The 25907-nt window shown below is 56.2% G+C and carries 26 protein-coding genes; 11 read left to right on the top strand and 15 right to left on the bottom strand.

Translation table 11 applies throughout. From position 1 onward, the window contains the following. Positions 1-7: 7 nt before the first annotated feature. The 3 genes from lpdA to WC184_08575 all read right to left on the bottom strand — a co-directional run bounded on the left by lpdA (position 8) and on the right by WC184_08575 (position 2522). The gene (gene lpdA, locus WC184_08565) at positions 8-1390 is read right to left on the bottom strand and encodes a dihydrolipoyl dehydrogenase (protein ID MFA7477934.1); all 1383 of its coding nucleotides are present in this window, start codon (positions 1388-1390) and stop codon (positions 8-10) included. 156 nt (positions 1391-1546) lie between these two features. Then, positions 1547-1720, bottom strand: a complete 174-nt coding sequence (locus WC184_08570; protein MFA7477935.1) for a hypothetical protein — start codon at positions 1718-1720, stop codon at positions 1547-1549. 22 nt (positions 1721-1742) lie between these two features. Further along, positions 1743-2522, bottom strand: coding sequence for an SDR family NAD(P)-dependent oxidoreductase (locus tag WC184_08575; protein MFA7477936.1), 780 nt, complete (start codon positions 2520-2522; stop codon positions 1743-1745). A 244-nt stretch (positions 2523-2766) separates the two neighbouring features. Here WC184_08575 and WC184_08580 point away from each other — a divergent pair, with 244 nt between their 5' ends. Beyond that, on the top strand, positions 2767-3549 hold the full coding sequence (locus tag WC184_08580; GenBank protein ID MFA7477937.1) for a J domain-containing protein: 783 nt from the start codon (positions 2767-2769) through the stop codon (positions 3547-3549). Positions 3550-3589: 40 nt separating this feature from the next. Here WC184_08580 and WC184_08585 read toward each other — a convergent pair whose 3' ends face one another. Next, positions 3590-4654 carry an SLOG family protein gene (locus WC184_08585; protein ID MFA7477938.1) on the bottom strand — a complete coding sequence of 355 codons (1065 nt, stop codon included), beginning with the start codon at positions 4652-4654 and terminating at the stop codon, positions 3590-3592. A gap of 82 nt (positions 4655-4736) precedes the next feature. Here WC184_08585 and aceE point away from each other — a divergent pair, with 82 nt between their 5' ends. Both aceE and WC184_08595 read left to right on the top strand, forming a co-directional pair. Beyond that, complete coding sequence (gene aceE, locus WC184_08590; protein MFA7477939.1) at positions 4737-7481, top strand: pyruvate dehydrogenase (acetyl-transferring), homodimeric type; 2745 nt, start codon at positions 4737-4739, stop codon at positions 7479-7481. Positions 7482-7619: 138 nt separating this feature from the next. Continuing rightward, positions 7620-8204, top strand: coding sequence for an HhH-GPD-type base excision DNA repair protein (locus tag WC184_08595; protein ID MFA7477940.1), 585 nt, complete (start codon positions 7620-7622; stop codon positions 8202-8204). Between the two features lie 30 nt (positions 8205-8234). Here the strand turns inward: WC184_08595 and WC184_08600 are convergent, their stop codons facing one another. The 4 genes from WC184_08600 to WC184_08615 form a co-directional block, all read right to left on the bottom strand. Beyond that, positions 8235-9020 (bottom strand): alpha/beta hydrolase, encoded by a 786-nt coding sequence (locus WC184_08600; protein ID MFA7477941.1) that lies wholly within the window; start codon positions 9018-9020, stop codon positions 8235-8237. After that, positions 9017-9226, bottom strand: a complete 210-nt coding sequence (locus WC184_08605; protein MFA7477942.1) for a hypothetical protein — start codon at positions 9224-9226, stop codon at positions 9017-9019. The genes WC184_08600 and WC184_08605 overlap by 4 nt, the downstream gene beginning before the upstream one ends. A gap of 413 nt (positions 9227-9639) precedes the next feature. Further along, positions 9640-10089, bottom strand: a complete 450-nt coding sequence (locus tag WC184_08610) for a hypothetical protein (protein MFA7477943.1) — start codon at positions 10087-10089, stop codon at positions 9640-9642. A 111-nt stretch (positions 10090-10200) separates the two neighbouring features. Next, positions 10201-11316 (bottom strand): acyl-CoA dehydrogenase family protein, encoded by a 1116-nt coding sequence (locus WC184_08615; GenBank protein MFA7477944.1) that lies wholly within the window; start codon positions 11314-11316, stop codon positions 10201-10203. Positions 11317-11512: 196 nt separating this feature from the next. Here WC184_08615 and WC184_08620 point away from each other — a divergent pair, with 196 nt between their 5' ends. The 5 genes from WC184_08620 to WC184_08640 all read left to right on the top strand — a co-directional run bounded on the left by WC184_08620 (position 11513) and on the right by WC184_08640 (position 15123). Beyond that, positions 11513-11884, top strand: a complete 372-nt coding sequence (locus WC184_08620) for a type II toxin-antitoxin system prevent-host-death family antitoxin (protein MFA7477945.1) — start codon at positions 11513-11515, stop codon at positions 11882-11884. After that, a complete protein-coding gene (locus tag WC184_08625) occupies positions 11881-12294 on the top strand; it encodes a type II toxin-antitoxin system VapC family toxin (GenBank protein ID MFA7477946.1) in 414 nt (137 codons plus the stop codon). The genes WC184_08620 and WC184_08625 overlap by 4 nt, the downstream gene beginning before the upstream one ends. A 124-nt stretch (positions 12295-12418) precedes the next feature. Next, on the top strand, positions 12419-13045 hold the full coding sequence (locus WC184_08630) for an MBL fold metallo-hydrolase (GenBank protein ID MFA7477947.1): 627 nt from the start codon (positions 12419-12421) through the stop codon (positions 13043-13045). 192 nt (positions 13046-13237) lie between these two features. Continuing rightward, positions 13238-14479: a cysteine desulfurase gene (locus WC184_08635; GenBank protein ID MFA7477948.1), complete on the top strand. Its 1242-nt coding sequence runs from the start codon at positions 13238-13240 to the stop codon at positions 14477-14479. 158 nt (positions 14480-14637) lie between these two features. Continuing rightward, entirely contained in the window at positions 14638-15123 is a 486-nt protein-coding gene (locus WC184_08640) for an SUF system NifU family Fe-S cluster assembly protein (protein MFA7477949.1), read from the top strand. 40 nt (positions 15124-15163) lie between these two features. Here WC184_08640 and WC184_08645 read toward each other — a convergent pair whose 3' ends face one another. Then, positions 15164-16972, bottom strand: coding sequence for an ABC transporter ATP-binding protein (locus WC184_08645; protein MFA7477950.1), 1809 nt, complete (start codon positions 16970-16972; stop codon positions 15164-15166). After that, positions 16969-18738, bottom strand: a complete 1770-nt coding sequence (locus WC184_08650; protein MFA7477951.1) for an ABC transporter ATP-binding protein — start codon at positions 18736-18738, stop codon at positions 16969-16971. The genes WC184_08645 and WC184_08650 overlap by 4 nt, the downstream gene beginning before the upstream one ends. A 180-nt stretch (positions 18739-18918) precedes the next feature. On the opposite strand from WC184_08650, the gene WC184_08655 reads away from it, so the two are divergent. Continuing rightward, positions 18919-19590: an alpha-ketoglutarate-dependent dioxygenase AlkB gene (locus WC184_08655; protein ID MFA7477952.1), complete on the top strand. Its 672-nt coding sequence runs from the start codon at positions 18919-18921 to the stop codon at positions 19588-19590. On the opposite strand, the gene WC184_08660 is transcribed toward WC184_08655, so the two are convergent. From WC184_08660 to WC184_08670, 3 genes are all read right to left on the bottom strand, one after another. Beyond that, positions 19574-20092, bottom strand: a complete 519-nt coding sequence (locus WC184_08660; protein ID MFA7477953.1) for a gamma carbonic anhydrase family protein — start codon at positions 20090-20092, stop codon at positions 19574-19576. The genes WC184_08655 and WC184_08660 overlap by 17 nt on opposite strands. A gap of 1 nt (position 20093) precedes the next feature. Beyond that, positions 20094-20600 carry a flavin reductase family protein gene (locus WC184_08665; GenBank protein MFA7477954.1) on the bottom strand — a complete coding sequence of 169 codons (507 nt, stop codon included), beginning with the start codon at positions 20598-20600 and terminating at the stop codon, positions 20094-20096. 75 nt (positions 20601-20675) lie between these two features. Then, the gene (locus tag WC184_08670) at positions 20676-21503 is read right to left on the bottom strand and encodes an MBL fold metallo-hydrolase (protein ID MFA7477955.1); all 828 of its coding nucleotides are present in this window, start codon (positions 21501-21503) and stop codon (positions 20676-20678) included. A gap of 127 nt (positions 21504-21630) precedes the next feature. Between WC184_08670 and WC184_08675 the strand changes: the two genes are divergently transcribed. Both WC184_08675 and WC184_08680 read left to right on the top strand, forming a co-directional pair. After that, positions 21631-22506, top strand: a complete 876-nt coding sequence (locus WC184_08675; GenBank protein MFA7477956.1) for an alpha/beta hydrolase — start codon at positions 21631-21633, stop codon at positions 22504-22506. Positions 22507-22572: 66 nt separating this feature from the next. Then, entirely contained in the window at positions 22573-24186 is a 1614-nt protein-coding gene (locus WC184_08680) for an acyl-CoA dehydrogenase family protein (GenBank protein ID MFA7477957.1), read from the top strand. 23 nt (positions 24187-24209) lie between these two features. Here the strand turns inward: WC184_08680 and WC184_08685 are convergent, their stop codons facing one another. Beyond that, positions 24210-25004 (bottom strand): hypothetical protein, encoded by a 795-nt coding sequence (locus WC184_08685; protein ID MFA7477958.1) that lies wholly within the window; start codon positions 25002-25004, stop codon positions 24210-24212. 26 nt (positions 25005-25030) lie between these two features. Further along, entirely contained in the window at positions 25031-25903 is an 873-nt protein-coding gene (locus tag WC184_08690) for a CoA ester lyase (GenBank protein MFA7477959.1), read from the bottom strand. Between the last annotated feature and the right edge of the window lie 4 nt (positions 25904-25907).

Below are 25907 nucleotides of genomic sequence, written 5' to 3' on the forward strand. Positions count from 1 at the left end.
AACATAATTAGTGCAACGCCCGACCAGTTAGGGTGTGCAACGTTTCGCCGAACGCCTCACTAAGCGTGGGGTGGGGTTGGATGAAGGCCGCCGCTTCATCGGCTGTTGCTTCCCAGTTAACCGACAGATAGGCCTGACCCAACTGTTCGGTTGCCCATGGGCCCGCAATATGAACCCCCAAAATCTGCCCGGCGCTGCCATCGGGTAGGCGTTCAGCGATGATCTTCACCAAGCCTTCAGTGTCACCAATGATCATCGCTCGTCCGTTACCCGCGAAACGCTGCTTCGAGACCTTCACTTCAAAACCAGCTTCTTTGGCCGACTCTTCGCTGTGGCCCGCTGAAGCGACCTCGGGATGGCAATAAATGCCCAGTGGAATACGGCCGTAATCGATTGGTTGAGGGTCTTCGCCCAAAATATCTCGAATTGCCACCATGCCTTCGGCAAATGCCACGTGAGCCAACTGCGGGGTGGCAATAACATCACCTACCGCCCACACGCCCGGCACCGCGGTGCGGCAGTTTTCATCAACCTCGATAAAGCCACGCTCGGAAACGCCCACCCCGGTGGCGTCCAAACCCAAACCTTCAGTTAGCGGTTGACGCCCAACCGACACCACCACCATCGAAACGTCGATGCTTTCACCCTCACCAAAGTTAACCAGGGTGCCATTTTCGTGCGGGTAATGACCATGTACCGGCACGCCGGTTTTCACTTCAATACCACGGCGTTTGAAAGAACGCTCGACAACCTGGGCGGCGTCGCGGTCGACCCCGGGCAGAATTTTCGGCGCAGCTTCCAAAATGGTGACCTTGGTGCCCAGATCACTCATCATCGAGGCGAACTCGCACCCAATAGCGCCACCACCGATAACGACCGCCGTTTCGGGCAGCTCCCGCAGCGACAAAATTTCATCGGAGGTGAGCACAATTTCGCCGTCAACATCGAAACCGGGGATGGTGCGAGGAATCGATCCGGTAGCCAAAATAATGGCGTCGGCCGACAAGGTGACTTCACCCGAGCTACCGCCGGACACTTGCACGCTTTGGTGATCGGCGCCAAGTCGCCCCAAGCCGTCGAAGACCGTGACTTTGCGACCCTTCAACAAGCTGCTTAAGCCCGAAGTGAGATTGTTCACCACGCCTTGTTTGCGGTCTTGGGTCACCCCGAAATCAAGGCTTGGTTCGTTAACGTTCACCCCAAAATCAGCGGCGCTGGCCACGGCCCGATGTACGGCCGCCGTTTCTAACAAGGCTTTGGCCGGGATACAGCCTACGTGCAGGCAAGTGCCGCCAATTTTGCTCTTTTCGATAAGAGCGATACGCAGACCCGCAGAAGCCCCATACAGCGCTGAAGCGTAACCTCCGGGTCCACCACCAACTACGACCACATCAAAATGAGTGTCGTTTTGGTTTGTCGAATCCGTGTTCTCGGCCGTCGGGACCACCTCCAGAGTCGTATATCCCTACGACTCTACCCCGCCGGTAACGGTGTCACCCTATTAGCGCTGGTGATCGGCCCAAATGCATTGGGGCCGTTGTGGAACTCACCGAACGAGCATGAGTTGCACGGTGAAGGCCACCAAAATAGCCACGCCACATAGCAAGGCCGCAATGATTAGTCGTCGGGTGCTCACGACCATTAAGGCTAGGCCAAAAATGCCACGGTGACCCCACCCGAAGCCGTGAGCCAGAGGCATCAACGGCTTGAGCGGCGCCACCGTAAACGTAAGTTTATTTGTGCTATTTGGGTTGCATACGCACGCCGCCATCCACCCGGATGACCTCGGCGTTCATGTAATCGTTGGTGATAAGCTCGACGGCCATGGTGGCGAACTCGTCGGCGGTGCCCAAGCGGTCTGGGAACAGCACGTCGCGCTTTAGCTTTTCTTTGAAAGCGTCGGACTGCGGGCCAGAACCGTAAATTGGGGTGTCGATAAGACCAGGAGCAATGCAGTTCACCCGCACGCCTACCACGGCGAGGTCACGAGCAACCGGCAAAGTCATGCCGACCACGCCGCCCTTGGAAGCAGAATACGAGGCCTGACCAATTTGGCCATCAAACGCCGCAACCGAAGCCACCGTTACAATCGCGCCTCGCGAACCAGAGGCATCAACCGGTTCGGTCTGGCTCATTGCGGTGGCCGCCAAACGAACACAGTTGAAAGTACCGATCAGGTTCACATTCACAACCTTGGCGAAATACTCGAGATTGTGAGCTGATTCGTAGCTGCCGTCGCGACCAATAGTGCGACTGCCGCCACCGATACCAGCAGCGGTAACCAGTGAACGCAGTGGGCCGAGTTCCTTGGCGGCTTCAACAGCGGCGATGATTTCGTCGGTGTTGGTAACGTCGGCCTGCACAAAAACACCGTTCAATTCTTTGGCAACGGCTTCGCCTTTTTCGGGGTTCATGTCGACGATCACGACATGGGCGCCACGTTCGCTTAATAAACGGGCAGTAGCTTCACCAAGGCCCGAAGCGCCACCGGTGACAATTGCGGAAGTTCCTTTAAGATCCATGGCCGCGAGACTAGTCGGCCAGGCCAAAAACCTGTACGCCGTAGAGGCAATTAATCGGATTTAACGGGATTTCTAACCAAAGCGCCTCTACAAGCCGATATAACTATTTACGGCGACCACATGGCTAGGAACGTCAGCTGTAGCTATGGGTTCATGAAACGATCGGTGACAACACGCAATGGGTCTTAGAGACTTTTTCAAAAAGAAGAATGAACCAAGTAGCGACGCCCACGATTCACCACCGATGACCGATGAAGAAAAACAGTTGTGGTGGGACCAGATCGAACCTCTAAACGTCCCGGTTGAACGCCGCTGGCGCGCCAACGAACCCCGCTACCCGTACCGACGCAAAACCGACCGCGAAGGTTTGGCGGCTATGGGCAAGAAGGCCCACACCGAGGCCGAGCCTGAACCGCTTGAACCGTGGCAGCTGTTTAGCCAAGAGCCAGGTAATGGCAGTCCGGCTAAGGGCGAAGCTTCCTATGACGATATTCACGGCGACGTTACCAACAACGGGCCCGACAACATAGCTGGCGCACAACACATAACTGGCACCCAACACGACCAGTCAGGTGGCGAGCGATTCGACCCCAAAGATATGAGCTGGGCCACCCAAATCGGTACTGACAACCTTGGCCCCACCGCCAGCAGCGCCCAATGGCAAAACACCAACTTCGACGGGCTATTCGGAGCGCCATCTACCGATGCAACCCACCTCGACGATGGTTGGAGCACGACCTATGACCATGGCACGCATAATTCAAACGGCAATGCCGAGGGTTTTAGCTTTTCTGCTGATCTCGACACGGTTAGCGAAGGTATGCCCTGGCGAGAGTTAGGGCTTAACTCCAACGCCACTTGGCCCCAAGTCGTGGAACGTTACCGGGAGCTGGTGAAGACCCATCATCCCGACCGGCATGGCTCGAACGACCCTGAAGCCCGCAAAGCCGCCGAAGAAAAAATGGCGTCTATAAACGCTGCTTTCGATGATCTAAACGAAATCTATCGCCTGACCGACGACACCTAGGCCTGGTTAGGGTTGCGTTCTGATTAGGGTTGTGGCCTGGTTAGGGTTGCATCAGGTCAGGGTCGATAATCCAAACCTCATCGCCCAAATGGTCTTCTAGCGAGACTGCTAAACGCCGAAAGACTGGCAGTTCCTGTCGCCACACCAAAATGGCCGAGGCCACATTGCGCACCAGCCAGCCATCACGCCGCGCCAAGGAAGCACTAACGGCGGCATTATCGCCTGGCACTTTACGCTCCAAAGTGACTACCTCATCAGCTGCCGCGCACAGTGATTCGAAACGGTTTCGTTGTGGTGCGGGCCAATGACGGTCGGGATTCGGGAAAGGCAAGACCACCACCAACGCCAACCCCAAAGCCACCGCCGCTTCCGCCGCCAGCATCTCTGCACCTAGGCGCAAACCAGAAACAACCACCAGCGACGAATCCATCTCGGCTTTAGCCGCTAACACCGAACGAAGCTGGCGAGCCACATAGTCACTGGTCGGGTTCTGCTCGTATCCGCCCAGCTCTGGCGGACGGTGGCCCAACACCACCACCCCATGGGTCGCAATATCGAGCTTTGGTAACCGACGGTCTTTACGCACGCCAGCCATAGCCGCGCCAACCGGATTCGGGGTATCGGCGGGCAAGCGAGAAACGTCGGGCAGCGTGGTGCCTTCCCCACCTTTTTGGCTCTGGGCCGCCGCCACCGCCAAGGCATCGACCAAATCGTTCATCGGGTCGCCACTGTGACCTTTCACCCAACGAAACGTCACGTTGTCGCGCTGACGAACCAATTCAACGAAAGGTTCCCACAAGTCGCGGTTAGCTACCGGCTCGCGTTTTGAGTTGAGCCAGTTTCGCTTAATCCAACCCTCCCACCAACGATCTCGAAAGCAATTAACCACGTAGGTGGAATCAGAAACTATCTCCAGCGGACCGTCTGCCGAACGTACCGCATCGAAAGCGGCCATTATCTCCATGCGCTGGTTAGTAGTATGTGGTTCAGCACCACTGGCCCAAGCGCCATCTTCTCTGGCCCAGGCCCAACCGCCCGGACCAGGGTTTCCAGAACATGCACCATCGGTATAAACAACAAGTACCACCTCGTGAGCTTTACACATTCGTGTAGCAACAGTGCGAAAGCTCGCCTATACAAGAATTAGAAGTTTCATTCACATAAGCCGTTAGAGAGCACACAAAAACATGATGATCGACGGTTTTATCCGACAGCTCCCCGACATCGACCCTGAAGAAACCCAAGAGTGGTTGACGTCGCTGGAATCGGTCGTTTCAAGCCTCGGCCCCGACCGGGCCCGATTCTTACTGTCGAAGCTGATGATTCGCGCCCGCGAACTTCGTGTTGGCATACCAGCTTCGATTTCCACCCCCTACATCAACACCATTCCACCCGAAAACGAACCCTGGTTCCCCGGCGACGAATACATTGAACGTCGAATTCGGTCGTTCATTCGCTGGAACGCAGCCGTGATGGTGGTTAAAGCCAACGACCTTTCCCATGGCATTGGCGGCCACCTTTCCACTTTTGCGTCTTCAGCGGCCCTGACCGAAGTTGGGTTTAACCATTTCTTCCACGGTCGCGACACCGGAACTAGTGGCGACCAGGTTTACTTCCAAGGCCACGGTTCGCCCGGAATTTATGCCCGTGCTTTTCTAGAAGGTCGCTTCAGCGAAGAACAACTCGACAATTTCCGCCGAGAAATCGGCCGCGATGGCCTCTCCAGCTATCCACATCCCCGTTTAATGCCCGATTTTTGGGAATTCCCCACAGTTTCGATGGGTCTGGGACCGATCACTTCGGTGTACGCCGCACGGTTCAACCGTTACCTAGAGAACCGTGAGATTCACGACACCTCTCAAAGCCGTATCTGGGCCTTTTTAGGTGACGGGGAAATGGACGAACCCGAAACTCTAAGCGGAATTTCGCTGGCCGCTCGCGAACACTTAGACAACCTGACCTGGGTTGTTAACTGCAACCTGCAACGCCTTGATGGCCCGGTACGCGGCAACGGCAAAATTATTCAAGAACTCGAAGCGCTGTTTCGAGGTGCTGGTTGGAACGTGATCAAGGTCGTATGGGGCTCGAAATGGGATGAGCTGCTGGCTAAAGATACCGACGGCGTGTTGGTCAACAAGATGAACACCACCGTCGATGGTGATTTCCAACGTTACGCCGTACAGCCAGGCAACCTCACCCGCGAACAGTTCTTTGGGCCTGACCCTCGTTTGCGGGCCTTGGTAGAAAACCTGACCGACGACGAGATTCAAAGTCTGCCGCGCGGTGGCCACGATTATCGCAAGCTTTATGCGGCCTACAAGACGGCGGTTGAACAAAAAGGCGCGCCGACGGTAATTCTGGCCAAGACCATTAAAGGCTGGACGCTCGGCCCCGACGTTGAAGGCCGTAACGCCACCCACCAGATTAAGAAGATGACCCAGGCTCAGCTGCGTGACCTGCGAGAACGCCTCTACCTGCAAGATTATGTGCCCGAAGAAGCTTTAGCTGAAGATGCCGAGCCGCCCTACATTGTGCTCGACCCTGATTCGGTGGAATACAAGTATTTGATGGACCGTCGCCGGGCCCTTGGCGGTTCGCTTCCCAAACGTTCGGTAGCCATACGACGTCCGCTGGCTATGCCTTCTGATGGCCCATTCGATGAGTTCTATAGCGGTTCGGGCAGCCAGGCCGTGTCTACCACCGTGGCTTTCACCCGACTGCTGCGCAACATGATGCGAGACGGTGAATTTGGACGACGAGTAGTGCCAATCATCCCCGATGAAGGCCGCACCTTCGGAATGGATGCCCTGTTCCGAGAGTTCAAAATTTATGCCGCGACCGGACAGCATTACGAACCGGTCGACGCTGACATGCTCTTGGCCTACATGGAAGCCCAGGACGGCCAAATAATTGAAGAAGGCATCACCGAAGCCGGTTCGATGGCCAGCTTTATTGCCGCTGCTACCTCGTATTCGAACCACGGCGTACCCATGGTGCCCTTCTTCACCTTCTATTCCATGTTCGGCTTCCAACGAGTGGGCGACCTTATTTGGGCGGCTGCTGATGCCCACGCCCGAGGGTTCCTCTTGGGTGCCACTGCCGGACGCACCACCTTAGAAGGCGAAGGTTTGCAACACCTCGATGGGCATTCACACGTGTTGGCTTCCACCGTGCCCAGCATGCGCGCTTACGACCCGGCTTTCGCCTATGAAACCGCAGCCATTATTCGCCACGGCATTCACGACATGTACGGCGATTCAAAGGGTGAACCTGCCACCGAAGCCAGCACTGGCAACTCGGTGATGTACTACCTCACGCTATACAACGAGAACTACGAAATGCCCGCCATGCCCGAAGGCGACGACATTGTGGCTGGGATTATTGAAGGGCTATACCGGTTCGCCCCCGGTCCAGAAGGCAAAAGCCATAACGCTACAATTTTGTTCTCGGGCACAGCCCACACCGCAGCCCGAGAAGCAGTTGATGAGCTGGCCGAACACTACGACGTTTCGGCCGAGCTTTGGAGCGCCACTTCGTACAAACAAATGCGCGAGGAAGCGCTCGACGCTGACCGGTGGAACCGGCTGCACCCCGCCGCTGCACCTCGCCAGCCCCGAGTTACGCAACTGCTTTCTGGCCGGGGTGGCCCGGTGGTGGCCGTTACCGACTACATGAAAATGGTGCCCGACCAGATTGCCCGCTGGGTGCCACGCACGTTCTTGTCACTTGGCACCGACGGCTTCGGCCGCAGCGACAACCGAGCTTCGCTACGTCGCTTCTTTGAAGTCGACACTGCACATGTGGTCTTAGGCGTGCTGACTGGCCTGCTACGAGAAGGCACCATTGAAGCAACGGTCGTGGAAGACGCCATTCGTCGTTACGGAATCGACCCTGAGGCCGCTAACCCAGCCCAGCTTTGGCCCGAAGGTTAACACCGCCGTACTTTGGTGCCGCCCTGGTCATGCTTGCCACGCAGCCAGGTGGCACCACAACCAAGTGGTAGCACAACCAGGTGGCACCACACTGAATTGTCGTATTTTGCAACCAAGCTAACTATCTGAAAGAACCCCATGACCTCTAGTTCCGTGTTGCCAATTACCGGGAAACCCGAAGCTGATGCCCTGTTGGCCGATGACCCCTTAGCGCTGCTAATCGGAATGATCCTTGACCAACAAATCACCATGGAAATGGCCTTTTATGGGCCGACCAAACTAAAAGATCGCTTAGGTGACGATTTCAACGCTGAAGCCATCAGCCATATGGATCCCGACCGATTCGAAGCCATAGCGGCTGAGAAACCGGCCATCCACCGCTTTCCATCTTCCATGGCCAAACGAATTCAATCGGTCTGCCAAATCGTGAGCGATCAATACGGCGGCGACGCGGCGCGCATCTGGCAAGACGCCACTGACGGGGAAGATCTTCGCAAACGCCTTGAGGTGTTACCCGGATTCGGGAAAGAAAAGACCAAGATCTTCATTGCCCTGTTGGCCAAACGATTCGGACACACCTTGCCCGGCTGGGAAAAAGCTTCGGCACCATTTTCCGACAACGAACCACGTTCGATCGCTGATGTGGCTTCCCCCGAAACGCTAGAAGCGGTGCGGGCCTGGAAGAAAGCACAAAAGGCAGCTGGCAAAACCAAGCAAGATTAGCTTGAGATGTTAGATTAGCTGGTCGGCAAGTTAGCCAGTCTGATTGTTGGTGGGCGGACGATAACGATGGCGTTGGCGATCGAGCCAACCAAGCAACACCGCGATGGCACGTGGGTCGTGGCGCAACTGGTGCCCCGCCCCGGTAATAATGCGAAGATCGGCATGACCGTGGGCGTCGTCCATCACCCGGGCATCGAACACAGGCACCGAATCGTCATCGGCGCCGTGCAAGATAAGCAGCGGTCGTGGTGCCATCTCGGAAGCACACGCCACCGCCCGGATCTCCCGCAGCTCGCGAGACCACTGCTCGAAAGATTCGGGGAACTTTGGATCAGATATGGCCTTTTGGGCACGTGCGTGATCGAACAACCGGCGAGGATGGCCCGCCCAGTCGTCGAAGTCGGCCGGTGCTCCGAGAGCTGCTACGCCCAACACCCCGGAATCGGATGCGGCCGCACAAATAGACAATGCCCCGCCAGTGCCAAAGCCAACCGCCCAAACCCGATCGACCAGCGGATGGTTCCTCACCTCGGCAATGGCCCCACGGGTGTCTCGCAGCCATCCCGCTAGAGAAAAGTTCCCTTCCGAAGCGCCGCAACCCCGGTAGGTGAAACACAGCGCCACCCAGCCCATTTCGTTGGCCAGGCGATCAGCCAACTCTGGAAATGTTCGCGCCGCGTTAGCACCACCACCGATCCCGGCGGGAAACCCATGACAAATTACAACGCCTGGCAAGTTGGAGCCAGTGGCATCCTCGGGGACAGCCAAATGCCCCACCAGTTCGTTGCCGTCAACGTTAAAGCGATATTCGCTCAACTGGCGACGCTATGGCCCTTCCAGAGCCGGTAGTTGCGGTTGCGCGCTTCCACCAAGGTGTCAGGACCGAAACACAGATACTTTTCCGATTCCATCAGCTCGTTGATGATGTCTTCGTCAACATCGTCGGCATCCATGTCATAAACAACTTGTGTGCGCTTGTCACCCACATAACGATGATGTTCGAAGCGTAATGGTCGTTTCATGGCACCAGCATAGAACGCAACCTCACAGAAGTTCGAAGCCAGCTCGCACCGTAACACTGCGGACACAACCACGACCCACGAACCCCACTGATACAGAAGCGTGGCTGAGTTAGCAGCCAGGCGGTGGCGCTACCGATCGCTCGCAAAACGCGAAGAAGGGAAAGCCTGGTGGGCCTTCCCTTCCTCTGAGTACTGGATATCTCAAAGGTACGTTGATACTAGGCGGGACCAATTCCTAGCCGTACGCCTTGACGGTGGATGGTGGTATTCACCAAAAGGTCCAGCAGGCCTTTAGTGGCCAGCCACCTCCGAGATCCCAAAGAGTTTACTGCTCAGTTGGACCACCTCCTTTCTTCGGTACGCCAATGTTATCGGATAGAAAGGCTCGAGTGTGATCATTGTGTGACAAGAGTCTATAAATCGTCTAAATCAGGGCCTTCAACAGGGGTACCCAACACGCCAATAGCGGCGAAATATTCCATTTGTGCCGACACCACAGCCTCCACATCACTTTGGCGATAATGGACATCTGCCAGCGCAGCACGAGCGATTACTTGGTGCACACCCGTGTCCAGATCAACCACCGCAGGCCCAGGGCGGGCCTCGTCTTCCCCGGCGGTAGTAGAAACACCCATTTCGTGCATGTAGTCGTGAAAGAACCGCAAGATTACCGATACATCATCGTAAGAAAGCTCGGCGGTCACCTCGCTTGGTAAGGCCTCCGCCACAAACTCAAGCGACTGCTCCACATCGTAAATCATCCGGTGCGGGTCGCGGGCCAAACTGGCACTCACCCGTCCGACCGCCACCAAGGCCAACACGAAAACCGCAACAACACCCAAAGCAATGACAAGAAGTTCCACTAGTCCCTAAGCGTACGCCACCGCACGGAGATGGACCGAAAAACCAAATGGTGGCACCGCTGTTGCGATGCCACCACCTTTAACTACTGATAGTAAATAAAGCGCTACAAGCTAGATTCCAATGCGCTGGGCAAGAAGCTCGCGATGGTAGGTTGGGTCGCCCAAGAGCAGTTCGGAAGACTTGGCGCGCTTGAAGTACAGGTGTGCTGGGTGCTCCCAGGTGAAGCCGATACCACCGTGAATTTGGATGTTCTCGGCAGCGGTATGGAAATAGGCTTCCGAGCAGTAGGCCTTGGCCAGGCTGGCCACAGCAGGCAGCTCGTCGTTCATCTCGGCGGCGCACCAGCCGGCGTAGTAAGCAGCCGACTTAGCCGACTCAACTTCCAGCAACATGTCGGCACACTTGTGCTTGATGGCCTGGAAAGAACCGATGGGACGACCGAACTGTACACGGTCCTTGGCGTATTGAACTGAGGTGTCGAGGCACTCTTGAGCGCCACCTACCTGCTCGGCCGCAAGGGCAACCGCAGCTAGGTCGAGAACGGTTGAGAGAGTGTCCCAGCCCTTGCCTTCTTCACCAATGAGAGTGGCGGGGGTATTCGAGAACTCAAGCTTGGCCTGCTTGCGGGTTTGGTCCATGGTGGCCAAAGGCGTACGAGTAAGGCCGGAAGCGTCGCCATCGACAGCGAAGAGTGACACGCCGTTGTCGGTGCGAGCCGCCACAATAATGAGATTGGCGGTGTGGCCATCGAGCACGAACATCTTCTCGCCGCTGAGCGTCCAGGCGTCGCCCGACTTGGTGGCGGGCAGGGTTACGCCTTCGGCATCCCAACGACCATTGGCCTCGGTGAGGGCCAAAGTAGCAATGGTTTCACCCGACGCGATACCAGGCAGGTGAGCCGACTTGGCAGCTTCGTCACCTGACTGCAACAAGGTGTTAGCAGCCAATACCACGGTTGAGAAGTATGGGGCGCAAAGGAGACGACGGCCCATTTCTTCCAGCACCACAATCAGCTCCACGTAGCCATAGCCCTGGCCACCGAACTCTTCGGGCACGATTAGACCTTGCAGGCCCATCTCGGAGCCCATCTGGTTCCAAACGGCAGCGTCGAAACCGTTTTCAGTTTCCATCTGCTCACGTACGGCTTCTTCCGACGACTTGGTGTCGAGGAACTGGCGGACGATACGGCGGAGCTCTTCTTGCTCCTCGCTGAATGCGAAGTTCACGTGTTTCCCCCTCGGGATAAACTTGGCTGGCGCTTACTGCCTAACCGGACTGCAGATACCTTAACCAAGCTGGCAGCGGCGCGCCAACCGCAATGTGTACACATGAGCTACACACCTTTGGTATTGGCGGTCTTATGGTCGCCCGCTATGCATGCGGGGCTGAGCTAAGTTGTCGTGATGGCAAGAAGTTGTTCTCATGGCAAATAGAAACGTAGGCGGCCAGCATCAAAACGAAGCTTCCGCCGATTCGTCAGCGCAGAGTTCGAAACCTGATCCATCGTCTGGCGCATTAGAGCGCATTGGCATCCGCGAGCTACGCAACCAAGTAGCCGCACTCGTACGCCGTGCCGCCGACGGAGAGCGCATAATCGTAACTGTGGATGGCCAGCCCATGGCGCAGCTAGGGCCCCTCACCCCTGTTGGCGGTGCCACCCTTGACGACCTTTTCGCCTCGGGCTTGGCACGTGCCCCTCGACGTGGTGATCACCCAGCGGCACCCGAACCCATCGAAGCGCCCGTCGATACCGGCTTTCGCAGCAGTATAGATGCCATGCGAGGCAGCACATGACCATCGCCATTGACACTTCGGCCTTGGTAAAACGCTACATTGCCGAAGAGGGGCGCGACCTGGTGTTACAGGCCATGGCCGACGATGACACGTGGTGTGCCTCAGCCTTAGCTCGCACCGAAGTACTAGTGGCGCTACATCAAGTTGCCAACAGCCGGGTGCAGCAACAACAGCTTTGGGCGGCGTTGCGCGACGACTGGGACTCGTTTGTGGTAGTGCCGGTGGACGAGCGTTGCCTGGCACGTGCCGCCGAAATTGGCGCTGCCTTCGCGGTACGAACCGTGGACGCTATTCACCTAGCGGCAGCTGATCGCCTACCCAAACCACTTAGCTACCTGACCTTCGACCGGAGCCAAATTCCAGCCGCCGCTGCCCTTGGCTTCGAAGTGATCTCACCGCTTGAACCGTGAAATATGCCGGCGGGACCGGTACGAGCTGATCTTGTAGTGAGTTTTCTTCGCATACCGCACAAAACTCACTACAAGATCCGGGAAGCCTGGCCACATTGACTGTGGAATCGGGCACAATAGGGCCATGAGTAACAGCGCGCCCAACACCCTGCACTGGTCAGACGAACAAGCCGAAATTCACAAGATTGTGGTTGGCCCGATGGACAACAACGTCTTTGTACTGCGTTGCAAAGCCACCGGCGAGTCGGTATTGCTCGATGCTGCCAATGAACACGAGCGGCTGCTAGAGCTGTGCCAACGCCTAGGTGTGCGCACGGTGCTTGAAACCCACGGACATTGGGACCACATTCAGGCCGTACCCGCCGTTCGTGACGCTGGCTATGAGGTGGGTGTCACCGCTGAAGATGCCGAAATGCTCGACGCTTACGACTTTATTTTGGAACCCGACTCGGTAATTGCTGTAGGCCGACTACGCCTTCATACCATCTTTACCCCTGGCCACACCCCCGGCTCGATGTGCTTCAAGGTGGAAGGTTCGCCCGTACTGTTCAGCGGCGACACGCTCTTTCCAGGCGGAGTGGGTGCCACCCAATTCCCTGGTGGCGACTTCCCGACCATCATCAATTCGGTGGAACGTGAACTTTTTGCGAAGCTAGACGGTGATGTCGTGGTTATGCCTGGCCACGGTGATGACACCACCATCGGGGCCGAACGTCCACATCTCGATGAATGGATTGAACGAGGCTGGTAGGCACCGGGTCGGAATTCCCAGGTTTTAACGAATAGGCCAAGAGGTGCTAGCACAAAAGAAACCGCTGGCAATCACCTCGCTACAATTTCCGACTGATTTGGTAAACAATTACCACTACGCGTGTAGTGCTAATAGGGCACTGCGCCTTAAACTAGGTAGTCATGGCTCTCCCCCACACGAACCTCAACTGAGATGACGTCTTCTACCCTCGTCACCAGCCGTATCAAAGCCGACTTTCCGCTGCTCCAGCGAGAAATCAACGGTCGGCAAATGGTGTACTTAGATTCCGCGGCCACCTCGCAAAAACCCCAGGCGGTTATCGACGCCATGGACGTCTATTACCAAACAATAAACGCCAATGTGCACCGGGGTGTCTATCGAATTGCGGAAGAAGCTACCAACGCCATGGAGCTGGCTCGTCGCAAGATTGCCACCTTTATTGGTGCGCCTTCGGCCGACGAGGTGGTGTTCACCAAGAACGCCACCGAAGCTCTGAACTTGGTGGCGTATTCGTGGGGTAAGGCCAATCTTCGTAGCGGTGATGTGGTGCTGTTAACCGAAATGGAACACCACGCCAACATCGTGCCATGGCATATGTTGGCCACCGAAATAGGCATCGAACTGCGCTGGGTGCCAATTACCGATGACGGCGAGCTCGACCTCACCAACCTTGACCAGCTGCTTGAAGGCGCCAAGCTCTTCGGGTTTACGGCTATGTCGAACGTACTCGGCACGCTTAACCCAATTGAAAAGCTTGCAGCCGCCGCCCATCAGATAGGTGCACTGGCGCTAGTAGATGCTTGCCAATATGTGCCGCATCTGCCTACCAATGTGGTGGAAATGGGTGCCGACTTCATCGCGTTTTCAGCTCACAAAATGTGTGGCCCAACTGGTGTGGGTGCCTTGTGGGCTCGTCATGAACTTTTGGAAGCCATGCCTCCGTTTCTAGGTGGCGGCGAGATGATTGCCGATGTGCGCCTAGACGGTTTCACAACTGCCGATGTTCCCCACAAGTTTGAAGCGGGCACCCCTCCAATTGCCGAAATCATTGGGTTTGGTGCCGCCGTGGATTACCTCAGCGGCCTGGGTATGGAAGCCGTGCGCCAACACGAAATAGAGCTAACTAGTTATGCTCTGGCAACTTTGGACGAACGCTTTGGCGACACGATTACGATTCATGGGCCTGCTGATCCCAAGCGGCGCGGCGGCGTGCTGTCATTCGCTTTCGGCGATCTGCACCCCCACGATATTTCCCAGGTTCTCGATCAAGAAGCCGTGTATGTTCGGGCCGGTCACCACTGCGCCAAACCGCTAATGCGGAGGCTCGGCGCCGGTGCTACGGCACGAGCTTCGGTCTACATTTACAACGATGAAACCGACATTGATGCTCTGGCTAACGCTCTAGAATCGGCAGAGAAGTTTTTTGCCTTCTAAGGCCATGCTGCTAGCGCCTAGCCCAAGCGGCTACCGCCTAGCAGAATACGAGCCACTTCCCAGCCGATCAACCGTCACGTCTAGCTCCTTTTACGCTAAGCCTCCACCACGCCAAATGCCCCTCACGCCGAGTATCGCCAAGAACCTGGATAGAACCGATGCATGAACTAGAAGATCTATACCGCGAGATCATTCTCGACCACTACCGCAGCCCGAGGAACCGAGGCGAATTGCCTGTTCCACCGGCGGTGCGCTCGGAGGGTTACAATCCGCTATGCGGTGACGAGATTGCCGTCTTTGTGGAAGCTGATGGCGACACCATCACTGACATTCGAATTCAAGGCCAAGGTTGTTCAATCAGCCAGTCTTCGGCATCAATGATGTCGGCCGCAGTAAAGGGCCAAAGTTTCGCCCACGCCCGTGAATTAATCAAAGCCTTCAAGGCCATGATGTCGATTCACGAGTCGAGCTTGGACGCCGAAGATGGCGCTCCAGAGCCGGAAATCAACACGCTCGAGGTTGACATGGGCGAACTGGAAGCCCTGCGTGGTGTGGTGAAGTTCCCCACTCGAATTAAGTGTGCCACTTTGGCCTGGAACACTCTGGCTGCCAGCTTGAAAGAAGCTGAAGCAGCCGAGAGCTAAACCGGCTAAATAATCTGACTAGCCGGCTACCGCAAATGAGCTAGACCGCCGCTCCGGCAGTGGCCAAGCCGCCCACCCACTGGGCATAGAGCGCCGCGTAATGGCCGCCTTGTGCCACCAGTTCGTCGTGGGTACCAAGCTCGCGCAAGGTGCCTTCGGTAACCACGCCGACTCGATCGGCACGTTCCGAGGTCGACAAGCGGTGAGCGATCACAATCACCGTTCGGCCTTGCATCAGCACCTCAAGGGCCGACTCCACCAAGGCCTCGGTACCTGGATCAAGACTTGAAGTAGCTTCGTCTAACACCAACACCGACGGGTCTACCAGCGCCGCGCGGGCCAACGAAACTAGCTGTTTCTCACCGGCTGACAAACGTGAACCACGCTCGTTCACCTCGGTATCCAAACCTTGGGGCAACTCGGCAAAACGCTGACGCAACCCCAGCGAATCTAGCGCCGCTTGTACTTCGTCTACCGAGGCCTCGGGCCGCACCAAACGAATGTTGTCAATGATTGTGCCGTGGAACAAGAAACCTTCTTGAGGCACCACCACGATACGGTCGCGCAAAGAGCGAGCGGTGGCGTCTTTCATATCAACGCCACCCATAGATACCGAGCCTTCAACAGGGTCGTAGAATCGTGCAATCAGTTTGGCCAGCGTGGACTTACCAGCACCGGTGGGCCCAACCAGCGCTAAGCGTTCGCCGGGAGCGATACTCAAGTTGACGTTAGAAAGAACGTTGTCACCATCCGGTGAATAACGGAAAACCACATTGTCGACCTTGATTTCACCACGTTCAGGCAAGTCGACGGCACCGGGGCGCTCGGGCACATCAACTTCCGTGTCGAGCAGCTGGAACAGCTTCTCAAGCGCCGCACCCGATGACTGCAACTGGTTGAATAGCTGGCTGAGCTGCTGAATCGGCTCGAAAAGGTTAGAGAGGGTGAGCACGAAGAACACCACGGTACCCACCTGAATCATGTCGCGGCTCACCATGTAACCACCGACACCAACAGCCAAACCGGTGGTGAAATGGCCCGCATATTCAATTAGCGGCACATACCAAGACTGGATACGCACCGAATCCATATGGGCGTCGTAGAGATCTTGGTTCCCCGAAGCAAAACGCTCGGTTTGAATTTCTTGGCGACCATAGGCCTGAATGATTCGAACACCAGCGATACCTTCTTGCAGCGCTGAAAGGGTGTTACCAATCCGGTCACGAACAATCAGATAGGCCTTGTTCGAGTCACGCTGGAATTTGATACTGGCCACCACCACGATCGGGATGACCAAGGCACAGATCAACAAAAGCTGCCACGAAACAATAAGCAGGGTGATAAAGGCCATGCTCAAGAGCAAGAAAGCTGATACAAAGCTGATCAAGCCCATTTGAACTAGCTCTTGCATGGAATCGATATCGGAGGTCATGCGAGAGATGACCACACCGGCCTTTTCTCGGTCATAAAAAGGCATCGACATGCGCTGTAGGTGGTTGAAGACATTAATGCGCAGACTTCGCAGGAAGCCTTCGCCCACCTTGGCCAAAGTCACAATCGACATTCGCTGAGTGAAATACGCAGCTATGGCAACCACCACATACAGCCCAATGGCGGTGTTCAAAACACTGGCATTGCCTTTGCTAATGCCCGAGTCAATGGCCCACTTCACCAAATATGGACCTGCCAAAATGGTAAAGGTGTAGAGGGTAATGAATGCGATCGAAGCCCAAACCCGACCTCGGTAAGGTTGCATCATCTTCCAGGCACGACTCATGACGTGCTTGGCTTGGGCAGCGTCTAGCTTGTCTTCTTCGCTAACGCCACCAGCGCCTCCCCAGCTTCTCACGGCGAAACCTCCTCCGCCGCAGCGGTTGTATTGCGAGCCGCCGCCAAAACCAGGCGGTACTCAGCGTTCGTACTTAACAATTCGTCGTGGGTGCCCTCGGCAATGATCTTGCCTTGATCAAGCAACACCACACGGTCGGCCAAAGCAATAGTGGCCGGTCGGTGGGCAATCACGATCGTGGTGCGGCCTTGCATCACTTCGGCCAAAGCATCTCTGATCTCGTGTTCTTTAGTGGGGTCAACCGACGAAGTTGCATCATCGAGGATTAACACCCTGGGGTTGGCCACAATGGCCCGAGCAATCGCCAGCCGTTGTCGCTGGCCACCTGAAAGCGAAAAGCCGCGCTCACCGATTTCGGTGTTATAGCCTTCGGGCAATTCTCTGATGAACTCATCAGCCCCGGCAAGTTCCGCGGCATGGCGGATCTCTTCCAAGGTGGCATCGGGCTTAGCGAAGGCAATGTTGGCACCAATGGTGTCCGAGAAGAGGAACGTCTCTTCAAATACAATGCCCACCGAACGGCGCAGCTCTAGAAGTTCAATGTCATCAATTGACACGCCATCGATGGAAATAATGCCCGAGTCAACTTCATAGAAACGAGGCAATAGCCTTGCCACGGTGCTCTTTCCAGAACCCGTAGCACCAACCAAGGCAATCGATTCGCCAGCCTTGATTTCCAAATCTAAGCCATTCAAAACCTTGGAATCAGCCGAGTAACCAAAGTGCACATCGCGGAAAACGACGTGACCTAGACCGTCGCGGTCACGAGGTAGCGGCACCGCCTTAGCAGGAGTTTTGATCTTCGGATCGGTAGCTAGCACCTCGGCCACCCGGGCACCAGCAGCCGCGGCACGTTGAGCTTGAGCGATGATCATGCCCAGGCTGCGAAGCGGTTGGATAAGCAACACAACGTAAAGGTTGAAAGCCACCAAGGTACCAATCTGCATGTTGCCATTCAGCACTTGGTGTCCGCCGTATGCCAGCACCGCGATCAGACCAATGTTTGGAATCAGCTCGATGGCAGGCAGGAACACTGAACGGATCCGAGACGCCGCCATACCCATGTCGTAAACATCGGTGGCCTCTTCTTCTAGCTTAGCAGCTTGAGCAGCCTCGGCGCCGAAGCCTTTCACCACTCGAATTCCCGAGACGGTTTCGTCAACCACGGTGGCCAACTGGGCCGATTCTTCTTGAATGCCCATAACAGTGGGGAAAAGACGCATCGAGAATCGACGGCCTAAGACGTTGACAATAGGCAAGGAACCCAAAGCGAAGATGGTCAGAATGGGGTCGATGGTGAGCAACAGAACAGTTACGGCCAGCACGATCACGGCGTTAGAGATGGTCACGGGGATCATGACCATAAACGACTGAATTTGTTGCAGGTCGGTGTTACCGCGGCTCATCAACTGACCGGCTTGGGTTTCATCGTGATACCCGAAATGCAAACGCTGGATGTGGGTGAACACCTGGTCGCGCAACACTCGCTCGGTTTGGCGGGCTTCCTTGAAGGCCAAATAGCGACGAGCACCAGCGAACACCACGGAACTGGCGCCAGCTATGAGCACCATGATGGCCCAAAATCGGATCTGGCCTGTATCGGGTGGATTGGCCTCAATGCCACGGTCAATGCCTTGCTTAACTACCCAAGGCACTGCAACTTTACCAACGGTCCACAACAGACCGACAAAGACACCGGCCGCGATGCCCCAACGTTGTTCTGAGACCCGGCTGCGGAGCAGGGCCCAACCCGCGCTTACAGGCAAACTACTGTCACTAGAAATGACTTACATCCCCTTTAGGAAAAACTAACGCTTCCGCTCCGCCCAACGGAATAGTTAAAGAGTCTAACGAATTAAACTAGCGATACCACAACTCCAAGTGATGAAAGTCACAAGCGATTCTTAATGGCTGGTTGCAACTACAAGCTCTAGTGTCAATAAGCAATGGCAAGCCCCCTCTCAAGCGCCAACGCAATGCCCTTTGAGCGCCTTCAACTCGACGAAAACTCGTGGGTCGACATCGCGCGTAACTTCTTGACCTACCTTAACGCCGATGCTCAGGAAGTCTTTGAAACGGTTCGGGATCAAACCGATTGGTATCAAGGAAATGTCTTCCGTTATGAACGAAACATTCCCGAACGACGCTTAAGTGCAAGCTCACGCTCGAACAGTGAAATTCCGCACGATGCTATCCGTACGACCTGGCGGAAACTTCAGCACCACTACGGAATTCAGTTCACCGGTTATGCCCTTAGCTATTACCGCAATGAAAATGACTTGCTTGCCATGCACCGCGACCGTGACATGCGCTGGCTAGACCGCACGGTAATCGCCCTGTTAGTTCTGGGCGCCAGACGACCATTCCACTTGAGCCCGCGCCATGCTTCATCCACTTCGAATACTTCCACTGCCGCTCTGCACGACTTGGCCCCCGGCGAAGGCGACCTAATTGTGATGGGCGGCGCTTGCCAGGAAAACTGGCTCCACGGCGTGCCAGGCGTTTCAAAGCCCACTGGTGGTCGGATATCGGTTCAATGGCGCTGGACGGCCAAGTCGGGGCGACCCCAAATCGGGCCCGGCTACCGTGCCCCGCGCTATTTCAGTCGAGGCGCTTAAGCTCTGCGGCGTAACGCTTGCCCCGCTGAACATAGAATTCCACCCCGGCGGTTATGTGCAGCGGATCAGCAGCGTCGGGTCGAATTTTGGCGGGTACCCCCAAAGCCATCGATCCTGCTGGCACCACCATCTGGTTAGGCACAACGGCGTTGGCACCTACAATTGCACCGGAATGCACATGGGCGTTATGTAAAACCACTGAACCCGAGCCCACCAATGCTCCATCGTGGATAATGCAGCCTTCCAGATGCACAATGTGGCCCACCACGCAATCGTTGCCCACCCGAGTAGGGAACATGGGCGTAGTGTGCACCACGGTGCCGTCTTGGATGGAAGTGCGCTCCCCGATGAAAATGCCACCATCGTCGCCACGCAACACCGCCCCCGGCCAGATGCTCGACTCGGCCCCAATGGTCACGTCGCCTATCACCACCGCTTCGGGGTGGATGTAAGCCGTGGGGTCAATCTTCGGAACCAACTCACCTAAAGAATAAATAGCCATATCAGCTTCGCTCCTCGAAGGTTCCGTAACCGCGGCGGTAAAACAACATGGGCTCAACCTTATGGTCTGCCTCGGGGTGCGTGTCGAGATTAACTACACGACCAACCACAATCCAATGGTCGCCAACGGGCAAAGTCTGATCGATTACGCATTCCACATGCGCCAATGAGCCCTCGACCAAGGGAGACCCAGTCACGCCCGAATGCCAACCAATGTCTCCAAACTTGTCGTCGCCTGAAGCCGCTAGCGCTGCGGCGATATGGCGCTGGTTCTCGGCTAACACGTTGACCGCGAAAACCCCGGCTTCAGCGATTTTGGGCCAGGTACCAGAACCTTGACGAACGCTGAGACCCACCAACGGTGGATCTAGAGAGATGGAAAAGAATGATCCGATGGTCATGCCAACGGGTTGGTTATCCCAGAGAGCACAGACTGCCGAGACCCCAGTTGGGTAATAGCTCAGCGTGTCACGAAAGTTCTGCTCGGTTATCTGGAATTCTTCGGGCATAATCACGGCCATGAGGCTAGCCAGAACTGGTGCCAAACGTGCGGGTTTAGCTGGGTTCTACCTTAGCGCTGCTAGTTAGGGGTACTTGAGCACCAAGCCTTCATAGGCAGCAATTACTTCGAACTCTCCAGCGGCCGCGGCCACTGCTTCTTGTTCGATAGCTGCCAGCCAGCGGTCATCGTGGGCAGGATCGTGGTGGAAAAGTACTAGTTGTTTCACCCCGCCTTGTCGAGCAACTTCAAGGGCATAATCGATGGTGCAATGGCCCCAATCGTATTTTTGGGTGAATTCGGCCGCCGTGTATTGAGCATCATGAATTAAAACATCAGCATCATGACACAACTCGAGTACCGCGTCGTCAACGTGTTTCTCATCGTGTAAGGGCTGTTGATGATCACTGATGTAAACCAAAACGGTGCCTTCAAACTCAACGCGGTACCCATTAGTCACACCCTTGTGAGGAACTGGTCGCGCCGTGACGGTGGCACCTTCGATGAGACGTGTTTCTGCACCTAAGCCGTGGAAACGGATTTTGCCCTTCAAATCTGCGATGGTGACCGGGAAATACGGCGGTCGCATGAAGTCGCTGAAGGCGTGCTCTAGGGTCTCGCCGCCTTCCAAGATTGGCCCATAGATGTCGAACGCTGCGCCCGGCAGCAGAATCGGTACGAAGAACGGCAAGCCTTGAATGTGATCCCAGTGCATGTGCGTGACCAAAGCACTGCCTCGAAAGCTGCCATCATGAGGCAAAGACTCACCAAAAAAACGCAAGCCAGTACCAATGTCGAGAATGATCGGATTGTGACCGTCACGCTCGATTACGACACAAGCGGTATTGCCACCAAAGCGTATGTTCTCGGGTGCTGGGCAGGGCGTAGAGCCCCTAACACCGTAAAATGTCACGTTGGCCAAAGGTGCCTAACCCCCCTTCCCGAACTACGAAGCGTAACTGGCTCGACGCGCAGCTGGGCAACCAATGTGACCTAAATCTCAAATTACAATTTGGGTCTAACCAGCCTAGATTTGTGTGATGAAGATTACTGAAGGGCGCATCGCGACCGAGACTCTAGAGTTCGCTTACCTAAGCGCAGGTGAAGGACCTCTGGCGTTATGTCTGCACGGTTTTCCCGACACGGCTTGGGCCTACCGCCACCTCTTAATCGACCTCGCAGAAGCTGGATTTCGAGCGGTGGCCCCCTTCATGCGTGGCTATTCACCCACGGAAATTCCTAGTGATGGGGTTTATCAAACCGGGGCTCTGTCGGCAGATGCCTGCGCCTTACATGAAGCATTAGGTGGCGACGAATCGGCAGTCATCATTGGGCACGACTGGGGAGCACCAGCCGCCTACGGTGCCGCTAATTACCAACCGCAACGTTGGCGAAAGGTGGTAGGAGCTGCGGTTCCGCCCGGTGGTGGTCTAGGCGCCGCGTTCTTCGACTACACCCAGGTTAAACGGTCGTGGTACATGTTCTTTTTTCAACATGCCCTTTCCGATCTGGTGGTACCCCACAACGACATGGCGTTTATTGATGGCTTGTGGTCTGACTGGTCGCCTGGCTTCGACGGCACCGAAGATATCGCCAAGGTAAAAGGGGCGCTTAGCGATCCGGCCAACCTGGCAGCGGCCTTGGGTTACTACCGCGCCACCCTCGGCGATGGTCCACGTAGCGAAACGTACGCGGCGGCACAAAGTGCCGGTGGCACCATTCCCGGTCAGCCACTGCTGTATCTTCACGGCGAGAACGACGGCTGTGTGGGCCTAGAAGTGGCCGAGGGGGCCAAGGCCGAACTCAACGTTTCCGGCTCAAGCTTTCAAGTTATTAGAAACGCGGGGCACTTCATGCTGGTTGAGCAGCCCCAAGTAGCGAACAAGTTAATTATTGACTTCCTCACCGCTTCATAACAGCTCCAGCGCGCAAGCCCTAGTGCCAGACTGACAAGTCGAGGGCCCCTTCGGTAATCTTGTGCCATGACCGCACCTGATCTCGACGCTGCTCGCGCAGCCATCGACGCTGCCGACGAGGTAGTTACCACCGCCACCGCTCACCTTGCCGCTACTGGGAACGTAGACGACGACCAAGTTTTGGCCTACGACCTTGCCCATGCTGCCTCAGCGGTGGCCACCGGTCGGGCCATGCTCGAATACGGGGCCAAAGGCACGCTTGAGGCTGGGCTCACCACCGCATTCATCGCCGACGCTATTGCCGAGCTGGCCAGCAAGCTCTTTGGACGCGAAAGGGTGTGGGGCATTAGTGCCGATGCTCTCGATTCCACACGGGCGTTTGTAGCTGAGCATCGTGATCCCAAGTTTTTAGCGGGTCTAGCGGGCCAAGCCGGGCCCAACCACCTCGACGCAGACTTCGAAATGGTGCAAGACACCTTCCGCCGTTTTGCCGAGGACAAGATTGTTCCGGTGGCCGAACACATCCACCGCACCAACGGTGATATCACCGAAGAAATCATCTCGGGCTTGGCCGAAATGGGTGGTTTCGCTATGTCGGTACCGGAAGAATATGGCGGTTTCGCCACCGGAACCGAAAGTGACTACATGGGTATGGTGGTGGCCACCGAAGAACTGTCACGCGGTTCATTGGGTGCTGGCGGTTCACTCATTACCCGGCCCGAAATTCTGACTCGGGCGTTGGAAGCCGGCGGTACCGAAGAACAAAAACAATACTGGCTACCCCGACTAGCTTCGGCCGAAGACATGGCGGCGGTTGCGGTAACCGAACCCGACTACGGCTCGGATGTGGCCAACATTAAAGTGACCGCCACACCCACCGAAGGTGGCTGGTTGATCAACGGTGTTAAAACCTGGTGCACCTTTGGGGCCCGGGCAACCGTATTGATGCTTTTGGCTCGCACCGACCCTGACCGCTCCAAGACCCACCGTGGTTTGACCCTATTTTGTGTGCCCAAAGAAATTGGTGAAGGCGAAGGTTTCGAATTCATTCAGGAAGCCGGTGCTGAAGGGGGTGCCGCTGGCGGTGGCAAAATGGAAGGCCGTCCGATTGACACCATTGGTTACCGGGGCATGCATTCCTACGAAATCGCCTTTGATAACTGGTTTGTGAAAGCCGAGAACCAGGTTGGTGGCGAAGGTGGCTTAGGCCGCGGTTTCTACTACCAAATGTCGGGTTTCGAAAACGGTCGTCTACAGACCGCGGCCCGAGCTGTGGGCGTAATGCAAGCGGCTTATGAAGAAGCGGTAACTTACGCCAATGACCGCAAGGTGTTTGGTCAGCCAGTAGGTGACTACGAACTAACCCAGGTGAAACTCACCCGCATGGCAGCCACTATCCAGGCCGCCCGCCAATTCTCATACGCTGTTGCTCACATGATGGCCAACGGTGAAGGCAGCTTAGAAGCTTCGATGGTGAAGGCCTATGTATGTCGGGCCGCCGAGTGGGTGACCCGTGAAGCCATGCAAATTCACGGTGGATTTGGTTACGCCGAAGAATACCCGGTTAGCCGCTACTTCGTAGATGCCCGAGTGCTTTCCATCTTCGAAGGTGCCGATGAAACCTTAGCGCTCAAGGTTATTGCCCGACGCCTAGTTGCTGACGCTCAAGCGGCTAGCTGACCCTGCGTTTGACAGGCAACTAGCTAGAGGCGAACGAAAAGTTCAGGTGCGACCGGGGTGTCTGTGCGAAGCAGCGCCTCGGCCACACCTTCAGGGCCGACGGGCCCCACAATGGCATCAACGAGTGAGAGCGATACCACCTCATCATCGGCGTACCACGGTTCGTCCTGCGGTAGAAACGACACCAGCGCCTCCCACACCCGCTTCGGCATTAGTCGCCCAGCACCACCCACCAGCCAAACCGGAATACCAGCTGTTTTCGCCACCGAAGCGGCGGCGATAGACCCGGCGATCGACAAGAATTGGTCTGGTCCAATGGCCGAAGCTTCAAGCAGCAACAAATCGGCATCAGCTACTGCAGCACCTAACCCCACTGCTGGCACCTCGGCCACCTCGATGTCGCTGTAAGCCAGACGAGCCGCTAGTCCGGTCCCTTCACCGTGGATATCCACCACGTAGACCGACAAATCTCCACGGCGAAGCAACACATTGCCCACCAGTTCAGGCCAACCCAACACCGCCACCGTTAAGTCAGCTTCCAGGGAATGCAGAAGCTCATTCGGAGTCGGGTCGTCGGCCAGTTCTTCCACGGCTTGCCAAGCCTCGTACATGGGCTCAACCGAAGTCAGCACCCGAGAAGCTAGCCACCACATCGGCCCTGAAGTGGGATGACGAGCCACAATGCGACGACAAGCCGTAACCAACCCGGCAGGGTCGTCACTGAAAGCAGCCAGAGCCCCGGCGGTTTCACGAGCTAGAAGGTCGTGGCCCACGCCCGAAGCGCGAGCCACATACCTAAGACGTTCGATGGGATGCATGGCAGATTCCCAGCTAGAGAAGCGAATTAGCCAAGTGCCGCAATGGCCTCAGCGGTAGCTAATGTACGGCGAGCATTATCAACATGAAGGTTTTCGATCATACGACCATCGACGGTGATAACCCCACGACCTTCAGCTTCAGCCTCATTGAACGCTTCGATGGTACGTCGTGCTAGGTCGATTTCGTCTTCGGTGGGGGCCCAAATTTCGTTGGTGGGTTCGACCTGGGAAGGATGAATCAGCGTCTTACCATCGAAACCCATTTCGAAACCTTGCCGAGCCTCGGCTTCGAAACCTTCAGCATTGCGAACGTCGTTGTATACGCCATCCAAAATGATTTTGCCAGCTTCGCGAGCCGCTAATAAGGCGGTTGCTAAGTGCGGATAAAGCGGGGCACGTGAAGCGACAAGTTGAGCATGTAGCTCTTTGGCAAGATCATTGGTGCCCATTACCAGCACACTTACCCGTTCAAACCCGGCGATTTCACGCACGTTGAACATGGCTTGTGGTGTTTCGACCATGGCCCAAATGGTGGTGTTGCTTGCGGCGTCGGCATTTTCTATTTGGCGGGCCACTTCGTGCAGCACCGCAGCGTTGGAAACTTTCGGAATAACAATGGCCGCCGGTTTGGCAGCCACCGCGGCGGCAATATCATTCCCACCCCAAGGGGTGTCGAGTCCGTTACAGCGGATGGTTAGCTCTTTCGCACCATATGCTCCCGATTCGACCGCCGCCACAGCCTGGCTACGAGCTGTTTCTTTAGCATCGGGTGCCACGGCGTCTTCCAGATCGAAGATCAGAGCGTCAGCCGGAATAGTTTGCGCTTTTTCCAACGCCCGTTCGTTGGCCGCTGGCATGTAGAGCACCGAACGGCGAGGACGATAATTTTGAGTTGTCACTAGC

Source organism: Acidimicrobiia bacterium, assembly GCA_041676705.1.
GTDB lineage: Bacteria > Actinomycetota > Acidimicrobiia > Acidimicrobiales > SKKL01 > Actinomarinicola.

Coding starts and splice junctions, on each gene's coding strand:
- WC184_08685 (MFA7477958.1), bottom strand. CDS start 25,004: ATGCATCCCATCGAACGTCTTAGGTATGTGGCTCGCGCTTCGGGCGTG.
- WC184_08620 (MFA7477945.1), top strand. CDS start 11,513: ATGGCAAATAGAAACGTAGGCGGCCAGCATCAAAACGAAGCTTCCGCC.
- WC184_08655 (MFA7477952.1), top strand. CDS start 18,919: ATGGCAAGCCCCCTCTCAAGCGCCAACGCAATGCCCTTTGAGCGCCTT.
- WC184_08585 (MFA7477938.1), bottom strand. CDS start 4,654: ATGTGTAAAGCTCACGAGGTGGTACTTGTTGTTTATACCGATGGTGCA.
- WC184_08640 (MFA7477949.1), top strand. CDS start 14,638: ATGCATGAACTAGAAGATCTATACCGCGAGATCATTCTCGACCACTAC.
- WC184_08580 (MFA7477937.1), top strand. CDS start 2,767: ATGACCGATGAAGAAAAACAGTTGTGGTGGGACCAGATCGAACCTCTA.
- WC184_08575 (MFA7477936.1), bottom strand. CDS start 2,522: ATGGATCTTAAAGGAACTTCCGCAATTGTCACCGGTGGCGCTTCGGGC.
- WC184_08605 (MFA7477942.1), bottom strand. CDS start 9,226: ATGAAACGACCATTACGCTTCGAACATCATCGTTATGTGGGTGACAAG.
- WC184_08675 (MFA7477956.1), top strand. CDS start 21,631: ATGAAGATTACTGAAGGGCGCATCGCGACCGAGACTCTAGAGTTCGCT.
- WC184_08660 (MFA7477953.1), bottom strand. CDS start 20,092: ATGGCTATTTATTCTTTAGGTGAGTTGGTTCCGAAGATTGACCCCACG.
- WC184_08630 (MFA7477947.1), top strand. CDS start 12,419: ATGAGTAACAGCGCGCCCAACACCCTGCACTGGTCAGACGAACAAGCC.
- WC184_08665 (MFA7477954.1), bottom strand. CDS start 20,600: ATGCCCGAAGAATTCCAGATAACCGAGCAGAACTTTCGTGACACGCTG.
- WC184_08595 (MFA7477940.1), top strand. CDS start 7,620: ATGACCTCTAGTTCCGTGTTGCCAATTACCGGGAAACCCGAAGCTGAT.
- WC184_08680 (MFA7477957.1), top strand. CDS start 22,573: ATGACCGCACCTGATCTCGACGCTGCTCGCGCAGCCATCGACGCTGCC.
- aceE (MFA7477939.1), top strand. CDS start 4,737: ATGATGATCGACGGTTTTATCCGACAGCTCCCCGACATCGACCCTGAA.
- WC184_08625 (MFA7477946.1), top strand. CDS start 11,881: ATGACCATCGCCATTGACACTTCGGCCTTGGTAAAACGCTACATTGCC.
- WC184_08635 (MFA7477948.1), top strand. CDS start 13,238: ATGACGTCTTCTACCCTCGTCACCAGCCGTATCAAAGCCGACTTTCCG.